This window comes from Bradyrhizobium sp. Tv2a-2 (assembly GCF_000472425.1).
Lineage (GTDB): Bacteria > Pseudomonadota > Alphaproteobacteria > Rhizobiales > Xanthobacteraceae > Bradyrhizobium.
This window is the reverse complement of record NZ_AXAI01000003.1, coordinates 74,592-95,064: the sequence shown is the minus strand read 5'-3', so window position 1 is coordinate 95,064 and position 20,473 is coordinate 74,592. Positions and strand designations below refer to the sequence as shown.

The following is a 20,473-nucleotide window of genomic DNA, read 5'->3' as shown; positions in this document are numbered from 1 at the left end:
GCGCTATGTTCCATTGAAGGCGGACGATCCGTCGCGTTTACCGGTCGACTATTCGCAAACCGCCCCTTGCGGCGCTCCCTCATTGGCGCAATCATGTCATGGGTATGACAGGAGGCGCTCCATGAGCCTGACGTCGGAGGATGCCGATCCAAGCGCAAGCCACGCAGCGGCCCGCGGCGCCGTTGCGAATCCCGTTGGCAATCCGGCTGCTGCAGCCGTGCCGAACCGGGTGACATTCAATCGCTTCGAGCTCAATCGCATCCTCAACCTTTACGGCCGCATGGTCGCGGACGGCGAATGGCGCGACTATGCCATCGACTTTCTCAAAGACCGCGCGGTGTTCTCGGTGTTTCGCCGTTCCTCCGAGGTGCCGATCTACCGGATCGAGAAAGACCCGCGGCTGCGTAACAAGCAGGGCATGTACAGCGTGATCTCGGCCACGGGGCTGATTCTGCGGCGCGGCCCCGATCTTGACCGCGTGCTGCTCGCGATCGATCGCAAGCTCGCGCTGGTGTAGCTCCTTGCACCTTCATCGAGGCGCGCCTGAAACGTGCGGATTCGGACTCTGTTTCGGATCAAGCTCAAAGCGCTCGTCCGGAACGACGCCTTATATCTGCTCCGCCGGCACCGTGATCGCGCCGTCGCCGAGCGAGCGTTGCATCGTCACGATGTCGAGCCAGCGGCCGAATTTGAGGCCGACATTGGGATGGGTGCCGATCAGCGTGAATCCGGTCCTCGTGTGCACGCCGATCGATCCGGCGTTGGCGGAATCGCCGATGACCGCGATCATCTGCCGGAAGCCGCGCGCCTCGCATTCGACGATCAGTCGCTGCAGCAATTGCAGGCCGATGCCGCGGCGGTGGATCGAAGGCTGCAGATAGATCGAGTTCTCGACGGTAAAGCGATAGGCCGGCCGCGCCCGGTAGGCGGCGGCATAGGCGTAGCCGATTACGCGGCCCTCGACCGTGGCGGCGAAGTACGGGAAGCCGCCGTCCATCAGCGCGCGATAGCGCTGGGTCATCTCGGCCAGATCCGGCGGGACAAGCTCGAAGGTCGCGGTGCCATGGCGCACCGCGTGCTCGTAGATCTCGGTGATCAAGGGAAGGTCGGCCTCTTCGGCCGGACGGATATCGAGTTTGGACATGGCGTGAAGATAGCAGCCGATCGCGCCCGATCAACTTTCTTTCGCCATGGCGGTACAAGCCCCGGGCATGACAGCGCAGCGCATGACCGCCAAAAACAAAAGCCCCGGCGCGAAAGCCGGGGCTCGGTATTGGTTTCTCGTTCGACCGATCAGTTGTCGCGCTGTCCAAGCAGCTGCAACAGCAGCGTGAACAGGTTGATGAAGTTCAAGTACAGCGACAGCGCACCGATGATCGAGGCCCGCTCGGCCATGTCGCCGCCGGCCGAGGCGTAGCCGTAGATGTAATCGTTCTTCAGCCGCTGGGTGTCCCAGGCGGTGAGGCCCGCGAACACCAGGACGCCGACCAGGGAGACGATGAACTGCAGCGCCGAGCTCGCCAGGAACAGGTTGACCAGGCTCGCGATGATGATGCCGATCAAGCCCATGAACAGGAACGAGCCGAAGCCGGTGAGGTCACGCCGCGTCGTATAGCCGTAGAGGCTGAGCGCGCCGAAGGTCGCCGCCGTGATGAAGAACACCCGCACGATCGACGTGTGGGTGTACACCAGGAAGATCGACGACAGCGAGACGCCCATCAGCGCCGAGAACACCCAGAACAGGAGCTGGGCGGTCGAGGGCGCGAGCCGATTGATGCCGGCCGAGAGCGCGAACACCATCGCGAGCGGCGCGAGGATGAACAGCCACTTCAGCGGACTCACGAACATCGCGTAGCCGAACGGCGTCAGGAACGCGCTGCCAATCTTGGCGGCCGCACCCGATGGATCGCTGGTCACAGCGGCCATATAGACGCCAAGCGCGGCAAGGCCGGTGATGGCGAGGCCAATGCTCATGTAGTTGTAGATGCGCAGCATGTAGGCGCGCAGTCCGGCATCGACCGTCGCGGCGTCAGCGCGCCCTGCGGCCCGGCCGAACGGGGAAGTGTAATTGCGGTCTAGATCCGACATGGTCGAATTCCCGTTTGTTGTGTCGGCGGAGCGCAAGGGCTGCGTCGCCGAGGAAAACCTATCTCAGATGGCTCGGCTTGCGGACATTAATTTTGTGTCATCAAGTCCCGGCTGGCCATCTGACCCAGCGCTTAAATGGGAAACTACCACATCTGCCGCAACCTTCCACGCGCGGCCGAATGTCGCTTCCGGGTGCCGGGAAACTGCGGCAAAAGGGCTCAATCCTGCCGCGCCGCAGGAAGATTAACCTAGGAAATCTTTATGATTTTTTTATAAGTTGCGGAGCACCGACGCCGGCTTCTGGTTCAGGGCCAAAAGCGTGCCGGCAAGCCCGAGCCCGACGGTCACGAGCAGGGCAGCGAGGACCACGATCGTGGCGCTGCCGGCCTGCCAGACGAAACTCAAGGTCATCAGGCGCGTCACGATCAGATAGGCCGCAACGGAGCCGGCAAAGACGCCGAATACGGCGGTGGCGAGCCCGATCAGGAGATATTCCAGCGCATATGCCCCGAGCAGCCGCAGCCGGGTCGCACCCAGAGTCTTCAGGACGACGGCGTCATAGACCCGGTGGCGATGGCCGGCGGCCAGCGCCCCGCCCAGGACCAGGATAGCCGAGATCAGGGTCACGGCGCTGGCGCCGCGGATCGCCAGCGCAAGGTTCGAGACGACCGCGCCGACGGTTTCCATCACCTCGCGCACGCGCACGCTGGTCACCATGGGAAACGCATCGGCCACCCGGCGGATGATGCGGCCATCGCTTCCCGGGTCCGGCTGGGCCTCGGTCAGCGTCGCGATATGGGTGTGCGGCGCGCCCTTGAACGCATTGGGCGAGTACACCAGCACGAAGTTGATGCCGAGTCCCTGCCAGTCGATGCTGCGCATATTGCCGATATGGGCGTGGATATCGCGCCCGAGCACGTTCACCACGATCTCGTCGCCGAGCTTCAGCTTGAGCCCGTCGGCGATCTTCTTCTCGATCGAGACCAGCGGCGGCCCGCTATAGTCGGCGCTCCACCACTCACCCTCGACGATCTTGGAGCCCTTGGGAATCTCGCTGGTATAGGTCAGGCCGCGGTCGCTCTGCAGCACCCATTCTGCGTCGGTCGTGGGATCGAGGTCTTCGGCCCTGACACCGCGTGCCGCGATGATCCGTCCGCGCAGCATCGGCACCTCCTCGACCGTCGATTGCGGCTCGATTTGCTGCAGGAAGTCGTGGAAGCGTTGGGCGTCGGCCGAGGGAATGTCGATGAAGAAGAACGACGGTGCGCGGTCCGGCAGCGAAGCCATGAACTGCCGACGCAGATTGCCGTCGATCTGGGTGATGGTGACGAGCACCGCGAGCCCGAGCCCGAGCGACAGCACCACCGAGGGCGTCAGCGCGCCCGGCCGGTAGATGTTGGAGATCGCAAGCCGGAGCATTGGAAAACGCGTCCGCGGCAGGCGGGCGGCCAGCGCCATCACGCCGGCGGCAATGCCGCGCAGCACGGCGAAGACGATCACGGAGGCGACCACGAATATCGCGGCGATCTTCTTGTCATAGGCGAGGCCGATCACGACCGCAACCAACGCCGCCACCACGAGCGCCATCAGCGCCAGATACGGCCAGCGCGGCCGATGCCACTCGGCCCTGACAGCCTCGCGGAACAGTGCCGCCACTGGCACGTCATGCACGCGGCCGAGCGGCCACAGGCCGAAAGCAAGCGCGGTCAGCAGGCCGTACCCGAACGATAGCGCGAGTTCATCCGGATGCAACGCCGGCGTCACCGGCAAGGGCAGCAGCTTGCCGAACAGCCCGATAATGACAAAGGGCAGCGCCGCACCCGCGGCGAGGCCGATCACCGCGCCCAGACTTGCCAGCAGCATCACCTGCGCAAGATAGATCGCGAACACGTCGCGCCCGGTGGCGCCGAGCGCCTTCAGGGCGGCGATCACCTCCAGCCGCCGATCGACATGGCTTTTCACGGCGTTCGCAACGCCGACGCCGCCGACCAGGAGCGCGGCCAGTCCAACGAGCGTGAGGAACTGAGTGAAACGGTCGATGGTGCGCTCAAGCTGCGGCGAAGCATTGGTCCGGCTGCGCACCTCCCATCCGGCTTCCGGTGCGGCCGTCCGCGCATCCTCGATCAGCGCGGTTAGCGCGCGATCATTGCCGGCGCCTTCATCGGGCAGCTTCACGCGATAGCTCCAGCGCACCAGGCTGCCGGGCTGCAACAGGCCGGTCGCGCGCAAGGCGTCGACGCTGATCAGAAAGCGCGGGCCGAGCCCGACGCCACCGGCGAGCTTGTCGGGTTCGGCATCCACGGCGCTGCGGATCTGGAAGGTCGCATCGCCGAGTGTGACGTTGTCGCCGATCTTGAGATCGAGCCGAGCCAAGAGTGTCGGATCGGCGGCCGCGCCGAACGCGCCGTCGCGCTCCGCGAACAGCTCGGGCATTGGCAAATCGGGTTTGAGCGTCAACGCGCCAAACATCGGATAGACGCCGTCAACCGCCTTCATCTCCACCAACGCAAGCTTGCCGTCGGCCGCCTTCGCCATCGCGCGCAGCGTCGCCGCAGCCGACACCTCGCCGCGCGAGCGCAGGAAGCCGAACTCGGCCGGCGTCAACTCGCGGTGGAACAGCACGAAGGCGGCATCGCCGCCGAGCAAGGTGCGGCCTTCACGCGCGAGACCCTCGGACAGGCTGGCGGCGACCGAGCCGACGCCGGCAATTGCGAACACGCCAAGCGCGATGCAGGCGATGAAGACGTAGAAGCCGCGCAAGCCGCCGCGTAGCTCGCGCAACGCATAGCGCAACGGTAGCATCGCGGTGCGGCCGTCATGAGCAGGCTGGGGTGCGAGATCGATACCTTCGGATGCGATGCTCATGAGGCGGATTTGCGCGATGTCGTCGAGTCGACCCGACCCGACCGCAGCCGCACCACGCGGTCGCAACGCTCGGCGAGCGAATGATCGTGGGTGACCAGCACCAGCGTCATGCCGCGCTCGGCATGCTTGCCGAAGATGAGATCGACGATCTGCTTGCCGGTGGATTCATCGAGATTGCCGGTTGGCTCGTCCGCGACCAGGATTGCAGGGTCGGGCGCCAGCGCACGCGCGAGCGCCACGCGCTGCTGCTCGCCGCCGGAGAGCTGGCTCGGATAATGATGCAGCCGGTCGCCGAGGCCGACGGAAGCGAGTTCCTGCGCGGCGCGCGTGGCGGCATCGCCAACGCCCGCAAGTTCGAGCGGGACGGCGACATTCTCCAGCGCCGTCATGGTCGGGATCAAATGAAATGACTGGAAGACGATGCCGACCTGGCGACCGCGAAAGCGCGCCAGCGCATCCTCGTTCAGGGCATTGAAAGGCGTGCCGTTGACCACCACGTTTCCACTATCAGGACGTTCCAACCCGGCCATCACCATCAGCAGCGTGGATTTTCCGGAGCCTGACGGCCCGATCAGGCCGAGTGCCTCGCCCGAGGCCACCTGAAGGCTGATGTCCTTCAGAATATGGACGCGCGCTGCACCAGTGCCGAGCGAGAGGTTGACGTTGGAAATGGAAATGGTGTCCGGCCCAAGGCCTGACAAATGTGAGGGATCGATGCGACTGTCCATGGCTCGGTCATATGGCACTTCGTGTACTCGGGTCGAGAGGCGCGCGCCAAACTTCGTGCACATACTCGTGTTGATGGTCGCGATGATGACGGCCTGGCCGGCTCTTTCACAGCCCGCGCCGGGTGGTGAGGCCAAACCGATCAAGCTGGTCGTTCTGGGTGATTCCTTAAGTGCCGGCCTCGGCCTTCCCGGCCAGGCCGCGTTCCCGGCCCGCCTGCAAAAGGCCTTGAACGACAACGGCCTGGATGTCGAGATCAGCAATGCAGGGGTATCGGGAGATACCGCCTCCGGTGGACGCGACCGCCTTGACTGGTCGGTGCCCGATGGAACCGAGGGCGTTATCCTCGAGCTCGGCGCCAATGACGCACTTCGCGGGATCGATCCCAAGATCACGCGCGATGCGCTGTCCGATATCGTCGGCCGGTTGAAGGCGCGCGGCATTCCGGTGATGGTGTGCGGTATGCTGGCGCCGCCGAACTACGGCAGCGACTATGCGGCACAGTTCAACGCGATCTATCCGGATTTGGCGAAATCCTTCGGTGTGCCGCTCTATCCGTTCTTCCTCGATGGCGTCGCCGCCGACGCGAAGCTCAACCAGGCGGATGGAATGCATCCGACGGCGGAGGGCGTCGACATCATCGTCAATCGAATCCTGCCCACGGTGCGGGCATTCGTCGGCACGATCGGTGGGCAACACCGTTGAAATTAGGGCAGCTTCAAGCTTAACCCTCAGGATTTCTACGGAGTTTCCGATCCGTTAACCCGGGATGCTTCGCAGAGTCATATATCTACGGTACAAATTCCTCATCGGTGATTCGCCGCCGGGATTTGTGGTCAGGTTTGGTCGAGCTTTGGGTCTTTCCATGGCGTTGCATCAAGCCTCAAGCATCGGGAGTCCTGACGATGCCGCGTTTGTTTACTGGACTGGAGATACCTCAAGACGTCTGCCAGACGCTATCCAGTTTGCGAGGTGGCCTTCCCGGCGCCCGCTGGATCGATCCCGAAAACTACCATGTCACCCTGCGCTTCATCGGCGATATCGACGGCGTCTCCGCCAACGAGATCGCCATGTTGCTTGCGCGTATCGACCGCAAGCCCTTTGAAGTGACGGTGCAAGGGCTCACAAGCTTCGGCGGACGCAAGCCGCGCGCAGTTGTCGCGACGATTGCGCCGAGCCGGCCCTTGATCGAGCTGCAGGCGGAGCTGGAGCGGCTGATGCAACGCCTCGGCCTCGATCCGGAGGGCCGCAAATTCGTCCCGCATGTGACGCTCGCCCGGCTCTATGACGCATCAAGCCAGGACGTCGCCGATTATCTCTCGGTGCGCGGCTACTTCCCGAGCAAGGTCTTCACCGCCGAGCGTTTCGTCCTGTTCTCCGCGCGCGCCTCTACCGGCGGCGGCCCCTATGTGGTCGAGGATTCCTACGCGCTGAGCGCGTGAGGTGCGGGGCGCTTTCGCCAATCCTGCGCTCGCATCGCCCGGCTCGAACCGGGCGATCCAGTATCCCGGCGACAATAGTCCTTAAGTCGATGGGCCGGTGGCTACCGGATGCCCCGCTTTTGCGGGGCATGACCGGGGATGTTAATCCCTGCATACCCCGACTGCATTTGCCGGCTTGAATCTTGCCCCTTCTCATGCGGTAAGGAGGCAATGCTGACCCCGCCGTCATCTTCCTTCCGCACGCAGTACCTTGCTCTGATCGCCTCCGGCGCCATCGAGGCGGACCCGGCGCAGGCCGAGCTTGTCGAGGCCTATGCAGGCCTCGAACAGCGCCTGGATGGTTACAAGCCGCTGCGCAGGCAGGGCCTGCTCGGTCGGCTGTTCGGCGACAAGGACGCGCCGCCCCCGCGTGGCCTTTACGTCCATGGCGAGGTCGGCCGCGGCAAGACCATGCTGATGGACCTGTTCTTTCAGGCAAGCCCGGTCGAGCACAAGCGCAGGGCGCATTTCCACGAGTTCATGGCCGACGTGCATGAGCGCATCTATGGCTACCGTCAGTCGATCGCGCGCGGCGAGATCGCCGATGCCGACGTGATCACGCTGACCGCGTCGGCGGTTTTCGACGAAGCGTGGCTGCTCTGTTTCGACGAGTTTCACGTCACCGACATTGCCGATGCCATGATCCTCGGCCGCCTGTTCGCAAGATTGTTCGAACTCGGCACCGTGGTGGTCGCGACTTCCAATGTCGCGCCGGAAGATCTCTACAAGGGCGGCTTGAACCGCGCCCTGTTCCTGCCCTTCATCGCGCACATCCAGGCGCACATGGATGTTGTGAGGCTGGATGCGCGCACCGATTTTCGCCTGGAGAAGCTCGCCGGCGGCAAGATGTGGTGGGTGCCGGCGGATGCGGAAGCCGATACGGCCCTGGACAAGGCCTGGGCAAAAATGACCGGCAAGGCGCCGTGCAAGCCGCGGGATATTTCGATCAAGGGCCGCACGCTGCACGTGCCGTGCTCCTCGCATGGCGTGGCGCGGTTTTCCTTTGCCGATCTCTGCGAGAAGCCGCTCGGCGCCTCGGACTACCTGCGGCTCGCGCATGATTACCATACCATCCTGCTCGACCATGTCCCGGTCATGGACTATTCCGAGCGAAATGCCGCCAAGCGCTTCATCTCGCTGATCGACACGCTCTATGACAATGCCGTGAAGTTGATGGCGTCGGCTGCGGCGCATCCGGTGGCGCTGTACATTGCATCCGAGGGCGTCGAAGCCAACGAGTTCAAGCGGACGTCCTCGCGCCTGATCGAGATGAGTTCAGCGTCCTATTTGGCGCAACCGCACGGAAGGAAGGACTCGGCCGCCAGCGGCGCTACGACCGGGCTGGTGGAGACGTAAGTCTGCCTGGCGTCATTCCGGGCGTCGCGCAGCGAGGAGCCCGGAATCTCGCGTTACAACCTCCGGATTCCGGGTTCGATTCCGGGCGCATCGCCCCGGAATGACGGGGTGCATGGCTGAATTCTCGGCAGGGCCGACAAATGGGCCTAGCGTGACTTGAACGGTCTCACCGAAAGGGATAACAGCCACTCAATTCCAAACTTCCCGGCTCGGGTTCAAAGGACGGATTTCCCATGGCGCGCGACAAGATTGCTTTGATTGGCTCCGGTCAAATCGGTGGAACGCTGGCTCACCTCATCGGGTTGAAGGAGCTTGGTGATGTCGTCATGTTCGACATTGCTGAGGGTGTGCCCCAGGGTAAGTCGCTCGACATCGCGCAGTCCTCGCCGGTCGACGGCTTCGACGCCCACTTTACCGGTGCCAACTCCTACGACGCGCTGGATAAGGCCGATGTCTGCATCGTCACCGCCGGGGTGCCGCGCAAGCCCGGCATGAGCCGCGACGACCTCCTGTCCATCAACCTCAAGGTCATGGAGCAGGTCGGCGCCGGCATCAAGAAGTACGCCCCCGACGCCTTCGTCATCTGCATCACCAATCCGCTGGACGCCATGGTCTGGGCGCTGCAGAAGGCCTCGGGCCTGCCGCACAAGAAGGTGGTCGGGATGGCCGGCGTGCTCGACTCCGCGCGCTTCCGCTATTTCCTCGCTGACGAGTTCAACGTCTCGGTCGAGGACGTCACCGCCTTCGTGCTCGGTGGCCATGGCGACACCATGGTGCCGCTGGCGCGCTACTCCACCATCGCCGGCATTCCGCTGCCCGACCTCGTCAAGATGGGCTGGACCTCGCAGGCGCGCATCGACGAGATCGTCGACCGCACCCGCAACGGCGGCGCCGAAATCGTCAACCTGCTCAAGACCGGGTCGGCCTTTTATGCGCCGGCAGCATCCGCGATCGCGATGGCCGAAAGCTATCTGCGCGACAAGAAGCGTGTGCTGCCCTGCGCTGCCTACCTCAACGGCGAATATGGCGTGAAGGACATGTATGTCGGCGTGCCCGTCGTGATCGGCAGCAAGGGTGTCGAGCGCATCGTCGAGATCGAGCTGTCCGGCAAGGACCGCGAGGGCTTCGACAAGTCGGTCGGCGCCGTCCAGGGCCTGGTCGATGCCTGCAAGAAGATCGCGCCCGACCTCCTGGGTCGCTGAGCCGGTCGAAAGTCAGTTCCGACGTCTTGATGCGATCTTGGTATATGGTATACCAGACGGGAAATGGGTGTGGGCCTGGCAGGGCTCGCGGGCAAGCCTTTGGGGAGCGTCCTAGATGAATATCCACGAGTATCAGGCCAAGGCGGTGCTCAGCGAGTTTGGCGTGGCCATCTCCAAGGGCGTGCCGGTGCTCCGGCCCGAGGATGCGGAAGCGGCCGCCAAGGCGCTGCCCGGACCGATCTGGGTGGTGAAGAGCCAGATCCATGCCGGCGGTCGCGGCAAGGGCAAGTTCAAGGAAGCGAGTGCCGGCGACAAGGGCGGCGTGCGCATCGCCAAGTCGGTCGCTGAAGTCTCCGAGTTCGCCAAGCAGATGTTAGGGGCCACCCTGGTGACGGTGCAGACCGGTGCGCATGGCAAGCAGGTCAACCGCCTCTACATCGAGGACGGTTCCGACATCGACAAGGAGTTCTATCTGTCGCTGCTGGTCAACCGCGAAAGCTCGGAAGTCTCCTTCGTGGTGTCGACCGAGGGCGGCATCAACATCGAGGACGTCGCGCATTCGACGCCGGAAAAGATCATTTCTTTCTCGGTCGATCCGGCCACCGGCATCATGGGCCATCACGGCCGCGCGGTGGCGAAAGCGCTGAACCTCACCGGCGATCTTGCCAAGCAGGCCGAGAAGCTGACCGCCCAGCTCTACAACGCCTTCACCGCCAAGGACATGGCGATGCTGGAGATCAACCCGCTGGTCGTCACCAAGCAGGGCCAGCTCCGCGTCCTCGATGCCAAGGTCGCGTTCGACGACAACGCGCTGTTCCGCCATCCCGATGTGGTGGCGTTGCGCGACACCACCGAAGAGGACGCCAAGGAGATCGAGGCCTCGAAATACGATCTCAACTATGTCGCGCTCGACGGCACCATCGGCTGCATGGTCAACGGCGCGGGCCTCGCCATGGCGACCATGGACATCATCAAGCTCTACGGCATGGAGCCGGCGAATTTCCTCGACGTCGGCGGTGGCGCCACCGTGGAGAAGGTGGCTGCGGCGTTCAAGATCATCACCTCCGATCCCAATGTGAAGGGCATCCTGGTCAACATCTTCGGCGGCATCATGAAGTGCGACGTGATCGCCGAGGGCGTGGTCGCGGCCGTGAAGCAGGTCGGCCTCAAGGTGCCCCTGGTGGTGCGGCTCGAAGGCACCAATGTCGAATTGGGCAAGAAGATCATCCGTGAATCAGGCCTCAACGTGCTGCCGGCCGACAACCTCGATGACGCCGCGCAAAAAATCGTGAAGGCCGTCAAAGGGAGCTAAGGCCATGACCGAGAACCATCTCGCCGCGCCGTCGCCATCGGAGGAGCACCGCAAATTGAAGGTGTTCGCCGGCGAATGGAGCGGAGAGGAGATGGTCTACCCGTCGCGCTGGGTGCAAGGCGGCCCTGCTACCTCGCGTGTTGTCGCGCGCATCGATCTCAACGGCTTCTATCTGATCCAGGACGTGCACCAGACCCGCGACGGCAAGGAGAGCTTTGCGACTCATGCGCTCTTCACCTACGACCGCGAGGACCGCCTCTACAAATTGTTCTGGCACGACTCGCTCGGCTATTTCCCGCCGTCGCCGGCCTCCGGCTCCTGGGTCGGCAAGACCCTGACACTGGTGCGCGGCTCGCTGCGCGGCAATGCGCGTCACGTCTACGACATCGTCGACGACAACAGCTACTCCATGAAAATCCAGTTCTCGCCCGATGCCGAAGGTTGGAGCGACGTGCTCACCGGCGTCTACAAGCGGATCAATTAGTCCACCTCAGTTCGCGCGGAAGCATCAGCAAACATGTCCATCCTGATCGACAAGAACACCAAGGTCATCTGCCAGGGCTTTACCGGCAAGAACGGCACCTTCCATTCCGAGGCGGCGATCGCCTACGGCACGCAGATGGTCGGCGGTACCTCGCCCGGCAAAGGCGGCTCGACGCATCTGGGGCTACCGGTGTTCGATACGGTGCAGGAAGCACGCAACAAGACCGGCGCCGATGCGTCGGTGATCTACGTGCCGCCGCCGGGTGCGGCGGATGCGATCTGCGAGGCGATCGATGCGGAGATCCCGCTGATCGTCTGCATCACCGAGGGCATCCCGGTGCTCGACATGGTCCGGGTGAAGCGCTCGCTGTCCGGCTCCAAGTCCCGCCTGATCGGGCCGAACTGCCCGGGCGTGATGACCGCCGGCGAATGCAAGATCGGCATCATGCCGGCCAACATCTTCAAGCCCGGCAATGTCGGCATCGTCTCCCGCTCCGGTACCCTGACCTATGAGGCGGTGTTCCAGACCACCCAGGAAGGCCTCGGCCAGACCACCGCGGTCGGCATCGGCGGCGATCCGGTCAAGGGCACCGAGTTCATCGACGTGCTGGAAATGTTTCTCGCCGACCCCAAGACCACCTCGATCATCATGATCGGCGAGATCGGCGGCTCGGCCGAGGAGGACGCCGCCCAGTTCATCAAGGACGAGGCCAAGCGCGGCCGCAAGAAGCCCATGGTCGGCTTCATCGCCGGCGTCACCGCTCCTCCGGGCCGCCGCATGGGTCACGCCGGCGCCATCATCTCCGGGGGCAAGGGTGACGCTGGTTCAAAGACCGAGGCGATGGAATCGGCCGGAATCACTGTCTCTCCGTCGCCCGCGCGGCTCGGGCATACGCTGGCCGAAAAATTGAAAGCTTGATTCACGGCTTAGTTCTTTTCGGCGAGAACATTCATACTAAATAAGGTAAACGGTCGGTATGACCGCGCTAATCCCTGCCCGGGGGATCGGCGACGGCGACCTATTCGTCGCGCAAAGTAAAAATCACCAGGACGCCATCATGTCTCGCCAAGACGCGAACGCAGCCTTTGCCCTCTCGTCATTTCTGCAGGGCACAAACGCCGCCTATATCGATGATATCTATGCCCGCTACGAGAACGACCCGGCCTCGGTCGACGGTGAGTGGCAGGCGTTCTTCAAGAGCCTGAAGGATACCCCCGCCGACGTCATCAAGAACGCCGAAGGCGCCTCCTGGGGTCGCGACAACTGGCCGCTGACCCCGCGCGACGAACTCACCAGCGCGCTGGACGGCAATTGGGCCACCGTCGAGAAGGCGGTCGGCGACAAGATCGCCGCCAAGGCGAAGACCAAGGGCGCCGAGATCACCGCGGCCGAACTGCACCAGGCGACCCGTGATTCAGTCCGCGCCCTGATGCTGATCCGCGCCTACCGCATGCGCGGACACTTCCACGCCAATCTCGATCCGCTCGGCATCGAGGTGCATCCCTCCCGCGAGGAGCTCGATCCGCGCACCTACGGCTTCGAGGAGGCCGATTTCGACCGCAAGATATTTCTCGATCACGTCCTTGGTCTCGAATACGGCACGATCCGCGAGATCGTCGCGCTATGCGAGCGCACCTATTGCCAGACGCTCGGCGTCGAATTCATGCACATCTCGAACCCGGCGCAGAAGGCCTGGATCCAGGAGCGCATCGAGGGGCCGGACAAGGAGATCAGTTTCACCCGCGAGGGCCGTCGCGCCATCCTCAACAAGCTGATCGAATCGGAAGGGTTTGAGAAGTTCTGTGATACCAAGTTCACCGGCACCAAGCGCTTCGGGCTAGACGGCGCCGAATCGCTGATCCCCGCGCTGGAGCAGATCATCAAGCGCGGCGGCAATCTCGGCGTGAAGGAAATCGTGGTCGGCATGCCGCATCGCGGCCGCCTCAACGTGCTCACGCAAGTGATGGGCAAGGCGCATCGCGCGCTGTTTCACGAGTTCAAGGGCGGCTCGGCCAATCCGGAGGACGTCGAAGGTTCGGGCGACGTGAAGTACCATCTCGGTGCTTCGTCGGATCGCGAGTTCGACGGCAACCGCATCCATCTGTCGCTGACCGCCAATCCCTCGCATCTCGAGATCGTCGATCCCGTTGTGCTCGGCAAGGTGCGCGCCAAGCAAGATCAGCACGGCGATCCGCCCGACCAGCGCATCTCGGTGCTGCCGCTTCTGATGCATGGCGATGCGGCTTTCGCCGGCCAGGGCGTCGTCGCGGAATGCTTCAGCCTGTCCGACCTGAAGGGCTACCGCACCGGCGGCTCGCTGCATTTCATCGTCAACAACCAGATCGGCTTCACGACCTATCCGCGCTACTCGCGCTCCTCGCCCTATCCGTCGGATGTGGCGAAGATGATCGATGCGCCGATCTTCCATGTGAATGGCGACGATCCGGAAGCTGTGGTGTTCGCCGCCAAGGTCGCGATCGAATTCCGGCAGAAATTCCACAAACCGGTCGTGATCGACATGTGGTGCTATCGTCGCCACGGCCATAACGAGGGCGACGAGCCGGCCTTCACCCAGCCGGTGATGTACAAGAAGATCGCCTCGCATGCCTCGACGGTGGAGATCTATGCCAAGCGGCTGGTCTCCGAAGGCGTGATGACTGAAGGCGAGGTCGACAAGGCCAAGTCCGACTGGCGCGCGCGGCTTGATGCCGAATTCGAGGCCGGCACCGGCTACAAGCCGAACAAGGCCGACTGGCTCGACGGCAAGTGGGCCGGCTTCAAGATCGCCGACCAGGAAGAGGATGCGCGGCGCGGCGTCACTGGCGTCGACGTCGCGACCTTGAAGGAGATCGGCCGCAAGATCACCAAGGTGCCCGATGGCTTCCGCGTTCACCGCACCATCCAGCGCTTCCTCGACAACCGCGCCAAGGCGATCGACACCGGCGTCGGCATCGACTGGGCGACCGGCGAGGCGCTTGCCTTCTGCTCGCTTTTGCAGGAGGGCTATCATGTCCGCCTCTCGGGCCAGGACTCCGAGCGCGGCACCTTCTCACAGCGCCACTCGGTCCTGATCGATCAGGAAGACGAGAGCCGCTACACGCCGTACAATCATCTCGGCAACGACCAGGGTCATTACGAGGTCATCAACTCGCTGCTGTCGGAAGAAGCCGTGCTCGGCTTCGAATACGGCTATTCGCTCGCCGAGCCCAATGCGCTCGCGCTGTGGGAAGCGCAGTTCGGCGATTTCGCCAACGGTGCGCAGGTCGTGTTCGACCAGTTCATTTCATCGGGCGAACGCAAGTGGCTGCGCATGTCCGGCCTCGTCTGCCTGCTGCCGCATGGCTATGAGGGTCAGGGACCGGAGCACTCGTCCGCCCGCCTGGAGCGTTACCTGCAGATGTGCGCCGAAGACAACATGCAGGTCGTCAATCCGACCACGCCGGCAAACTACTTCCACGCGCTGCGGCGCCAGTTGCATCGTGAGATCAGGAAGCCGTTGATCATGATGACGCCGAAGTCGCTGCTGCGCCATAAGCGCGCGGTATCGCGGCTCGAGGAACTCGCCAAGGGCGCGACCTTCCACCGCATCCTGTATGATGACGCCCAGATGCTGCCCGACGAGAAGATCAAGCTGGTGCCGGATGACAAGATCCGCCGGGTGATCCTGTGCGCGGGCAAGGTCTACTACGACCTCTACGAGGAGCGCGAGAAGCGCGGCATCGACGACGTCTATCTGATGCGGATCGAGCAGCTTTATCCGGTGCCGCTGAAGGCGCTGGTGATGGAGCTCGGCCGCTTCAAGGGTGCCGAGATGGTCTGGTGCCAGGAAGAGCCGCGCAACATGGGTTCGTGGCACTTCATCGAACCCTATCTGGAGTGGGTCCTGAACCAGATCGGCGCCACGCACCGCCGTCCGCGCTATGCGGGCCGTGCGGCTGCTGCGGCCACCGCCACCGGCCTGATGTCCAAGCACCTCGCCCAGCTCAAGGCCTTCCTGGACGAGGCGCTGAGCTAGGAATTTTCACGTTGTCATGCCCCGCGTAAGCGGGGCATCCGGTACGCTGCGAAATCAGTTTTCTCACAATCGTCTCGGCGCACCGGGCCGCCCGCCCCACCTGCGCAATCGCGCACAAGGCGGGCGATGACCGTTAATCCATGACCGCACAGGTTCTCTTCGAGGAAAAATCATGACCGAAATTCGCGTTCCGACGCTCGGCGAGTCCGTCACTGAGGCCACCATCGGCCGCTGGTTCAAGAAAGCGGGCGACCCGGTCGCAGTCGACGAGCCCCTGGTCGAGCTCGAGACCGACAAGGTCACCATCGAGGTGCCGGCACCGTCGGCCGGGACGCTCGGCGAGATCATCGCCAAGGATGGCCAGACGGTTGCGGTCGGCGCGCTGCTTGGCCAGATCACCGATGGTGCGGCTGGCGCAAAGCCGGCTGCGGCGCCTGCCGCGGCCGCCGCGCCTGCTGCCGCCAAGCCGGCTGCGCCGCCGCCGGCCCCCGCCGCCCCGCCGAAGGTCGCGCCGGCCGATGCGCCGCTCGCACCCTCGGTGCGCAAGCTCTCGGCCGAGAGCGGTGTCGATGCTTCCACCGTGCCGGGCTCCGGCAAGGATGGCCGCGTCACCAAGGGCGACATGCTGGCGGCCATCGAGCGCGCCGCGTCCGCGCCGACGCCGGTCAATCAGCCCGCTGCCGCGGTGCAGGTCCGCGCGCCGTCGCCGGCCGATGATGCCGCCCGCGAGGAGCGGGTGCGAATGACCCGGCTGCGCCAGACCATCGCGCGCCGCCTGAAGGACGTGCAGAACACCGCGGCGATGCTGACGACCTTCAACGAGGTCGACATGACCCACGTCATGGCGATGCGCGCCCAGTACAAGGACGTGTTCGAGAAGAAGCACGGCGTGAAGCTCGGCTTCATGGGCTTCTTCACCAAAGCCTGCGTGCAGGCGCTGAAGGACATCCCGGCCGTCAATGCCGAGATCGATGGCTCGGACCTGATCTACAAGAACTACTACCACATCGGCATTGCGGTCGGCACCGACCGCGGCCTCGTGGTGCCGGTGGTACGCGACTGCGACGAGAAGTCGATCGCCCAAATCGAGAAGGGAATCGCCGATTACGGCCGCCGCGCCCGCGACGGCCAGCTCAAGATCGAGGAGATGCAGGGCGGCACCTTCACCATCACCAATGGCGGCATCTACGGCTCCTTGATGTCGACCCCGATCCTGAACGCGCCGCAGTCGGCCATCCTCGGCATGCACAAGATCCAGGAACGGCCGATGGTGGTCGGCGGCAAGATCGAAGCGCGCCCGATGATGTATCTGGCCCTGTCCTACGATCATCGCGTCATCGACGGCAAGGAAGCAGTCACCTTCCTGGTGCGCGTCAAGGAGAGCCTGGAGGACCCGGCACGCCTGGTGCTGGACCTGTGATCGCGCATAGCCGGGTGGGCATTCAGCATCGGGGGCGACGTTGACCGACAAGGTTGTAGTGATCACCGGCGGCAGCCGCGGCATTGGCCGCGCTGCGGCGCTTGCTTGTGCTGAACGCGGCTATCGCGTCGTCGTTGGCTATGCCAGCAATGAGGCTGCCGCAAACCAAGTCGTTGCCGCGATCGAGGCCAGGAACGGCAAGGCGATCGCGGTGAAATGCGATGTCGGCGAGGAGGCCGACATCCTCGCGCTGTTTGCGGCCGCCGACAAATTCGGTACGCTCGGCGCGCTGGTCAACAATGCCGGTATTGTCGGCAAGACCTCGCGTGTCGACGAGATGCCGGCCGAGCGTATCCAGCGGATGATGGCGGTCAATGTCACCGGCAGCATTTTGTGCGCACGGGAAGCTGTGAAGAGAATGTCGACCCGCCATGGCGGCAGGGGCGGCGTGATCGTCAATCTGTCGTCGGTCGCGGCCAAGCTCGGCTCGCCCAACACCTATGTCGATTACGCGGCTTCGAAAGGCGCGATCGATTCCTTCACCATCGGCCTCGGCTATGAGGTCGCGGGCGAAGGTATCCGCGTCGCCGGAATCAGGCCCGGGCTGATCGATACGGACATCCATGCTTCAGGCGGCGAGCCTGACCGGGCGCATCGCCTTGCGCCCAACGTGCCGATGAAGCGCGTCGGCACTGCGGATGAAATCGCCAATGCCATCGTCTGGCTGATGTCGGACGACGCCTCCTACGTGACCAGCACCATCCTTGATGTCTCGGGCGGTCGCTAATACCTGTCACAAGCCTTAAGCATACAGGACGTCAATCATGCCCACTTACGATCTCGTTGTCATCGGCACCGGTCCTGGCGGCTATGTCTGCGCGATCCGCGCGGCTCAGCTCGGTATGAAAGTCGCCGTTGTCGAGAAGAACGCGACCCTCGGCGGCACCTGCCTCAATATCGGCTGCATGCCGTCGAAGGCGCTTCTGCATGCGTCCGAAATGTTCGAGGAAGCGGAGCATTCCTTTGCCAAGATGGGCGTTAGCGTCTCCGCGCCGAAGCTCGATTTGCCCTCGATGATGAACTTCAAGCAGCAGGGCATTGACGGCAACGTCAAGGGCGTCGAGTTCCTGATGAAGAAGAACAAGATCGACGTAATCCGCGGCGTCGGCAGGATTCTCGGCGCCGGCAAGGTCGAGGTTTCGGCCGACGGCAAGACCGAGACGATCGAGACCAGGAACATAGTGATCGCCACCGGCTCCGATGTCGCGAAGCTGAAGGGCATCGATATCGACGAGAAGCGCATCGTCTCCTCGACCGGCGCGCTGTCGCTTGAGAAGGTGCCGGAGAAGCTTCTGATCGTCGGCGCCGGCGTCATTGGCCTCGAGCTTGGCTCGGTCTGGCGCCGCCTCGGTGCCGAGGTCATGGTCGTGGAATTCCTGGACCGTATTTTACCGGGGATGGACGGCGAGATCGCCAAGCAATTTCAGCGTCTCCTGGAAAAGCAGGGCTTTGTCTTCAAGCTGTCGTCCAAGGTCACCGCCGTCGACACCTCGGGCAAGATGCTCGGCGTCAAGATCGAGCCCGCGGCCGGTGGCGCGGCGGAAACGATCGAAGCCGACGTCGTGCTGGTCTGCATCGGACGCGTGCCCTACACCGAAGGCCTCGGGCTGAAGGAGGCCGGTGTCGCGCTGGACAATCGCGGCCGGGTTCAGATCGATCCGCATTTCGCAACCTCGGTCAAGGGTATCTATGCCATCGGCGATGTGGTGGCGGGTCCGATGCTGGCGCACAAGGCCGAGGATGAAGGCGTTGCCGTTGCCGAAATCATCGCCGGCCAGGCGGGACACGTGAATTACGACGTGATCCCTGGCGTCGTGTATACAACGCCGGAAGTGTCCTCAGTCGGCAAGACTGAGGAAGAGCTGAAGCAGGCCGGCATTCCGTATACCGTCGGTAAATTTCCCTTCACCGCCAATGGCCGCTCCAAGGTCAACCAGACCACTGACGGCTTTGTGAAAATTCTCGCAGATGCGAAGACCGACCGCGTGCTCGGCGTTCATATTGTCGGCCGCGAAGCCGGCGAAATGATCCACGAAGCGGCGGTATTAATGGAGTTCGGTGGTTCTGCGGAGGACCTCGCGCGCACCTGCCACGCCCATCCGACCCGTTCGGAAGCCATCAAGGAAGCGGCGCTTGCGGTCGGCAAGCGGGCGATCCATATGTAGGCGACGCCCTTTTAAGAATTGGGCGGGATAAACTTGATGATGCGCCGCCTCCTTCAACCGGTCTGGATTCTGCTGGCGATCATCTTCCTGATCGAAGCCTGGCTGTGGGATCATCTCGAGCCCATCATCGCCAGGGTCGTTGCCGCGATTCCGCTGCGCGCCTTCAAGCAATGGCTCTCCGAACGTGTCGACACGCTGTCGCCCGCGATGACGCTGATCGTGTTCATCGTGCCGGTGATCCCGCTGTTTCCGCTGAAGATGGTCGGCGTGTGGCTGCTCATGCACGAATATTGGTTGAGCGCGGTCACGACCATTCTGTTCGCCAAAATGCTCGGCGTCGGCATCACTGCCTTTGTGTTCGACGTGACACGGCCGAAGCTGTTGGAAATGGCGTGGTTCGAGAAGCTCTATGAGTTCGTGCTGGCGCTGCGGGCCAAGTGCAACGAACTGGTCGATCCGGTGAAGGCCAGGATCGTCGGGGTCTTCCGCGGCGACGGTGACCGCTGGTCCTCTCGCGTCATGCGGCTGATCCTGCGCTTCCGTAAGAGCGTGCGCGAGGCGCGGTAGCTTTTCTCTCTTTCTCTCGCCTCGCTCATGACGATTAATGCAGCGGCAGCAGATGCGGCTGGAAAATGCCGAACGCAGTCACGGCGATGCCGGCGAGCATCAGCAATCCCGAAATATAGGCCAGTCCAACAATGCCGGTGATGATGGTGGCCGAGGCCAGCACGATCGCGATCTGGAACGCGGCGGAGCCCAGCTCGAAATGATGGTATTTGGCGGTCGCGAGATTGCGCTCTTCCTCGGCGTGCTTGGCGCGTTCGGCAAGCTGCTCGCTCCCCTCGCCGGTCTCGGGCTCCGAGCGGTAGCGCTGCGCGGTCTTTTGCCAGTCGTCGATCTGCTTCTGGGCAGCGGCCCTGGCGGCATCGTCGCCGATTGAGCCCAGGTTCAGCTTGGTGGCTTCGGCTGCTGTCTGAACCGTGGTACGGCGGATCGTCTTGGCCTGGAAGAACGCCCAGAGATTGGAGGCCTCGACGTTCATGCTGATGGCCTCGGTCTGTGCGCCTTTGCCGAGCGTCTCCGACAGTGCAAGGCATAGCGCGATCACCGCGATCAACAGCGCGATCTTCTTGTTCTCGCTGGATGCGTGCTCGACGTGTTCGGCGTGCTCCATGCTCTCTTGCGCGCTCATTGGTTTCCCCTCCAGATAAAGGCAGAGCGTCACGATTGCAGGAAGGCGGCCATAAGCGCAAGAGCTCAAACTGTGAATAGGTCAAGGTGTCAGGCAGATGAACGAGC

18 protein-coding genes are annotated in these 20,473 nt (G+C 63.5%); 13 read left to right on the top strand and 5 right to left on the bottom strand.

The window, feature by feature from the left end; all coding sequences use genetic code 11:
* Positions 1-121 precede the first annotated feature (121 nt).
* The gene (locus tag A3AI_RS0106580) at positions 122-517 is read left to right on the top strand and encodes a DUF2794 domain-containing protein (RefSeq protein WP_024514815.1); all 396 of its coding nucleotides are present in this window, start codon (positions 122-124) and stop codon (positions 515-517) included.
* 90 nt (positions 518-607) lie between these two features.
* Here the strand turns inward: A3AI_RS0106580 and A3AI_RS0106575 are convergent, their stop codons facing one another.
* The 4 genes from A3AI_RS0106575 to A3AI_RS0106560 form a co-directional block, all read right to left on the bottom strand.
* On the bottom strand, positions 608-1,144 hold the full coding sequence (locus tag A3AI_RS0106575) for a GNAT family N-acetyltransferase (protein ID WP_024514814.1): 537 nt from the start codon (positions 1,142-1,144) through the stop codon (positions 608-610).
* A 149-nt stretch (positions 1,145-1,293) separates the two neighbouring features.
* Entirely contained in the window at positions 1,294-2,088 is a 795-nt protein-coding gene (locus A3AI_RS0106570; protein ID WP_024514813.1) for a Bax inhibitor-1/YccA family protein, read from the bottom strand.
* A gap of 270 nt (positions 2,089-2,358) precedes the next feature.
* Complete coding sequence (locus A3AI_RS0106565; protein WP_051382323.1) at positions 2,359-4,890, bottom strand: ABC transporter permease; 2,532 nt, start codon at positions 4,888-4,890, stop codon at positions 2,359-2,361.
* Between the two features lie 59 nt (positions 4,891-4,949).
* A complete protein-coding gene (locus A3AI_RS0106560; RefSeq protein ID WP_024514811.1) occupies positions 4,950-5,681 on the bottom strand; it encodes an ABC transporter ATP-binding protein in 732 nt (243 codons plus the stop codon).
* Positions 5,682-5,736: 55 nt separating this feature from the next.
* Between A3AI_RS0106560 and A3AI_RS0106555 the strand changes: the two genes are divergently transcribed.
* The 12 genes from A3AI_RS0106555 to A3AI_RS0106500 all read left to right on the top strand — a co-directional run bounded on the left by A3AI_RS0106555 (position 5,737) and on the right by A3AI_RS0106500 (position 19,741).
* Positions 5,737-6,384 carry an arylesterase gene (locus A3AI_RS0106555; RefSeq protein WP_024514810.1) on the top strand — a complete coding sequence of 216 codons (648 nt, stop codon included), beginning with the start codon at positions 5,737-5,739 and terminating at the stop codon, positions 6,382-6,384.
* A gap of 200 nt (positions 6,385-6,584) precedes the next feature.
* Positions 6,585-7,121, top strand: a complete 537-nt coding sequence (thpR, locus tag A3AI_RS0106550; protein WP_024514809.1) for an RNA 2',3'-cyclic phosphodiesterase — start codon at positions 6,585-6,587, stop codon at positions 7,119-7,121.
* Between the two features lie 210 nt (positions 7,122-7,331).
* On the top strand, positions 7,332-8,516 hold the full coding sequence (gene zapE, locus A3AI_RS0106545) for a cell division protein ZapE (protein WP_024514808.1): 1,185 nt from the start codon (positions 7,332-7,334) through the stop codon (positions 8,514-8,516).
* 233 nt (positions 8,517-8,749) lie between these two features.
* Entirely contained in the window at positions 8,750-9,718 is a 969-nt protein-coding gene (gene mdh / locus A3AI_RS0106540; RefSeq protein ID WP_024514807.1) for a malate dehydrogenase, read from the top strand.
* 115 nt (positions 9,719-9,833) lie between these two features.
* The gene (gene sucC / locus A3AI_RS0106535; protein WP_024514806.1) at positions 9,834-11,030 is read left to right on the top strand and encodes an ADP-forming succinate--CoA ligase subunit beta; all 1,197 of its coding nucleotides are present in this window, start codon (positions 9,834-9,836) and stop codon (positions 11,028-11,030) included.
* A gap of 4 nt (positions 11,031-11,034) precedes the next feature.
* Complete coding sequence (locus A3AI_RS0106530; RefSeq protein ID WP_024514805.1) at positions 11,035-11,514, top strand: DUF1579 family protein; 480 nt, start codon at positions 11,035-11,037, stop codon at positions 11,512-11,514.
* Between the two features lie 33 nt (positions 11,515-11,547).
* Complete coding sequence (gene sucD, locus A3AI_RS0106525) at positions 11,548-12,432, top strand: succinate--CoA ligase subunit alpha (RefSeq protein WP_024514804.1); 885 nt, start codon at positions 11,548-11,550, stop codon at positions 12,430-12,432.
* A 139-nt stretch (positions 12,433-12,571) separates the two neighbouring features.
* Positions 12,572-15,529, top strand: coding sequence for a 2-oxoglutarate dehydrogenase E1 component (locus A3AI_RS0106520; protein ID WP_024514803.1), 2,958 nt, complete (start codon positions 12,572-12,574; stop codon positions 15,527-15,529).
* A gap of 172 nt (positions 15,530-15,701) precedes the next feature.
* Complete coding sequence (gene odhB / locus A3AI_RS0106515; RefSeq protein ID WP_024514802.1) at positions 15,702-16,949, top strand: 2-oxoglutarate dehydrogenase complex dihydrolipoyllysine-residue succinyltransferase; 1,248 nt, start codon at positions 15,702-15,704, stop codon at positions 16,947-16,949.
* A 40-nt stretch (positions 16,950-16,989) separates the two neighbouring features.
* Positions 16,990-17,736: an SDR family oxidoreductase gene (locus A3AI_RS0106510; protein WP_024514801.1), complete on the top strand. Its 747-nt coding sequence runs from the start codon at positions 16,990-16,992 to the stop codon at positions 17,734-17,736.
* A gap of 37 nt (positions 17,737-17,773) precedes the next feature.
* The gene (lpdA, locus tag A3AI_RS0106505) at positions 17,774-19,174 is read left to right on the top strand and encodes a dihydrolipoyl dehydrogenase (protein ID WP_024514800.1); all 1,401 of its coding nucleotides are present in this window, start codon (positions 17,774-17,776) and stop codon (positions 19,172-19,174) included.
* 36 nt (positions 19,175-19,210) lie between these two features.
* Positions 19,211-19,741: a hypothetical protein gene (locus tag A3AI_RS0106500; protein WP_024514799.1), complete on the top strand. Its 531-nt coding sequence runs from the start codon at positions 19,211-19,213 to the stop codon at positions 19,739-19,741.
* A gap of 34 nt (positions 19,742-19,775) precedes the next feature.
* Here the strand turns inward: A3AI_RS0106500 and A3AI_RS0106495 are convergent, their stop codons facing one another.
* Entirely contained in the window at positions 19,776-20,366 is a 591-nt protein-coding gene (locus A3AI_RS0106495) for a DUF4337 domain-containing protein (protein ID WP_024514798.1), read from the bottom strand.
* Positions 20,367-20,473: the final 107 nt, after the last annotated feature.

Coding starts and splice junctions, on each gene's coding strand:
- A3AI_RS0106580 (WP_024514815.1), top strand. CDS start 122: ATGAGCCTGACGTCGGAGGATGCCGATCCAAGCGCAAGCCACGCAGCG.
- A3AI_RS0106575 (WP_024514814.1), bottom strand. CDS start 1,144: ATGTCCAAACTCGATATCCGTCCGGCCGAAGAGGCCGACCTTCCCTTG.
- A3AI_RS0106570 (WP_024514813.1), bottom strand. CDS start 2,088: ATGTCGGATCTAGACCGCAATTACACTTCCCCGTTCGGCCGGGCCGCA.
- A3AI_RS0106565 (WP_051382323.1), bottom strand. CDS start 4,890: ATGCTACCGTTGCGCTATGCGTTGCGCGAGCTACGCGGCGGCTTGCGC.
- A3AI_RS0106560 (WP_024514811.1), bottom strand. CDS start 5,681: ATGGACAGTCGCATCGATCCCTCACATTTGTCAGGCCTTGGGCCGGAC.
- thpR (WP_024514809.1), top strand. CDS start 6,585: ATGCCGCGTTTGTTTACTGGACTGGAGATACCTCAAGACGTCTGCCAG.
- zapE (WP_024514808.1), top strand. CDS start 7,332: ATGCTGACCCCGCCGTCATCTTCCTTCCGCACGCAGTACCTTGCTCTG.
- mdh (WP_024514807.1), top strand. CDS start 8,750: ATGGCGCGCGACAAGATTGCTTTGATTGGCTCCGGTCAAATCGGTGGA.
- sucC (WP_024514806.1), top strand. CDS start 9,834: ATGAATATCCACGAGTATCAGGCCAAGGCGGTGCTCAGCGAGTTTGGC.
- A3AI_RS0106530 (WP_024514805.1), top strand. CDS start 11,035: ATGACCGAGAACCATCTCGCCGCGCCGTCGCCATCGGAGGAGCACCGC.
- sucD (WP_024514804.1), top strand. CDS start 11,548: ATGTCCATCCTGATCGACAAGAACACCAAGGTCATCTGCCAGGGCTTT.
- A3AI_RS0106520 (WP_024514803.1), top strand. CDS start 12,572: ATGTCTCGCCAAGACGCGAACGCAGCCTTTGCCCTCTCGTCATTTCTG.
- odhB (WP_024514802.1), top strand. CDS start 15,702: ATGACCGAAATTCGCGTTCCGACGCTCGGCGAGTCCGTCACTGAGGCC.
- lpdA (WP_024514800.1), top strand. CDS start 17,774: ATGCCCACTTACGATCTCGTTGTCATCGGCACCGGTCCTGGCGGCTAT.
- A3AI_RS0106500 (WP_024514799.1), top strand. CDS start 19,211: ATGATGCGCCGCCTCCTTCAACCGGTCTGGATTCTGCTGGCGATCATC.
- A3AI_RS0106495 (WP_024514798.1), bottom strand. CDS start 20,366: ATGAGCGCGCAAGAGAGCATGGAGCACGCCGAACACGTCGAGCACGCA.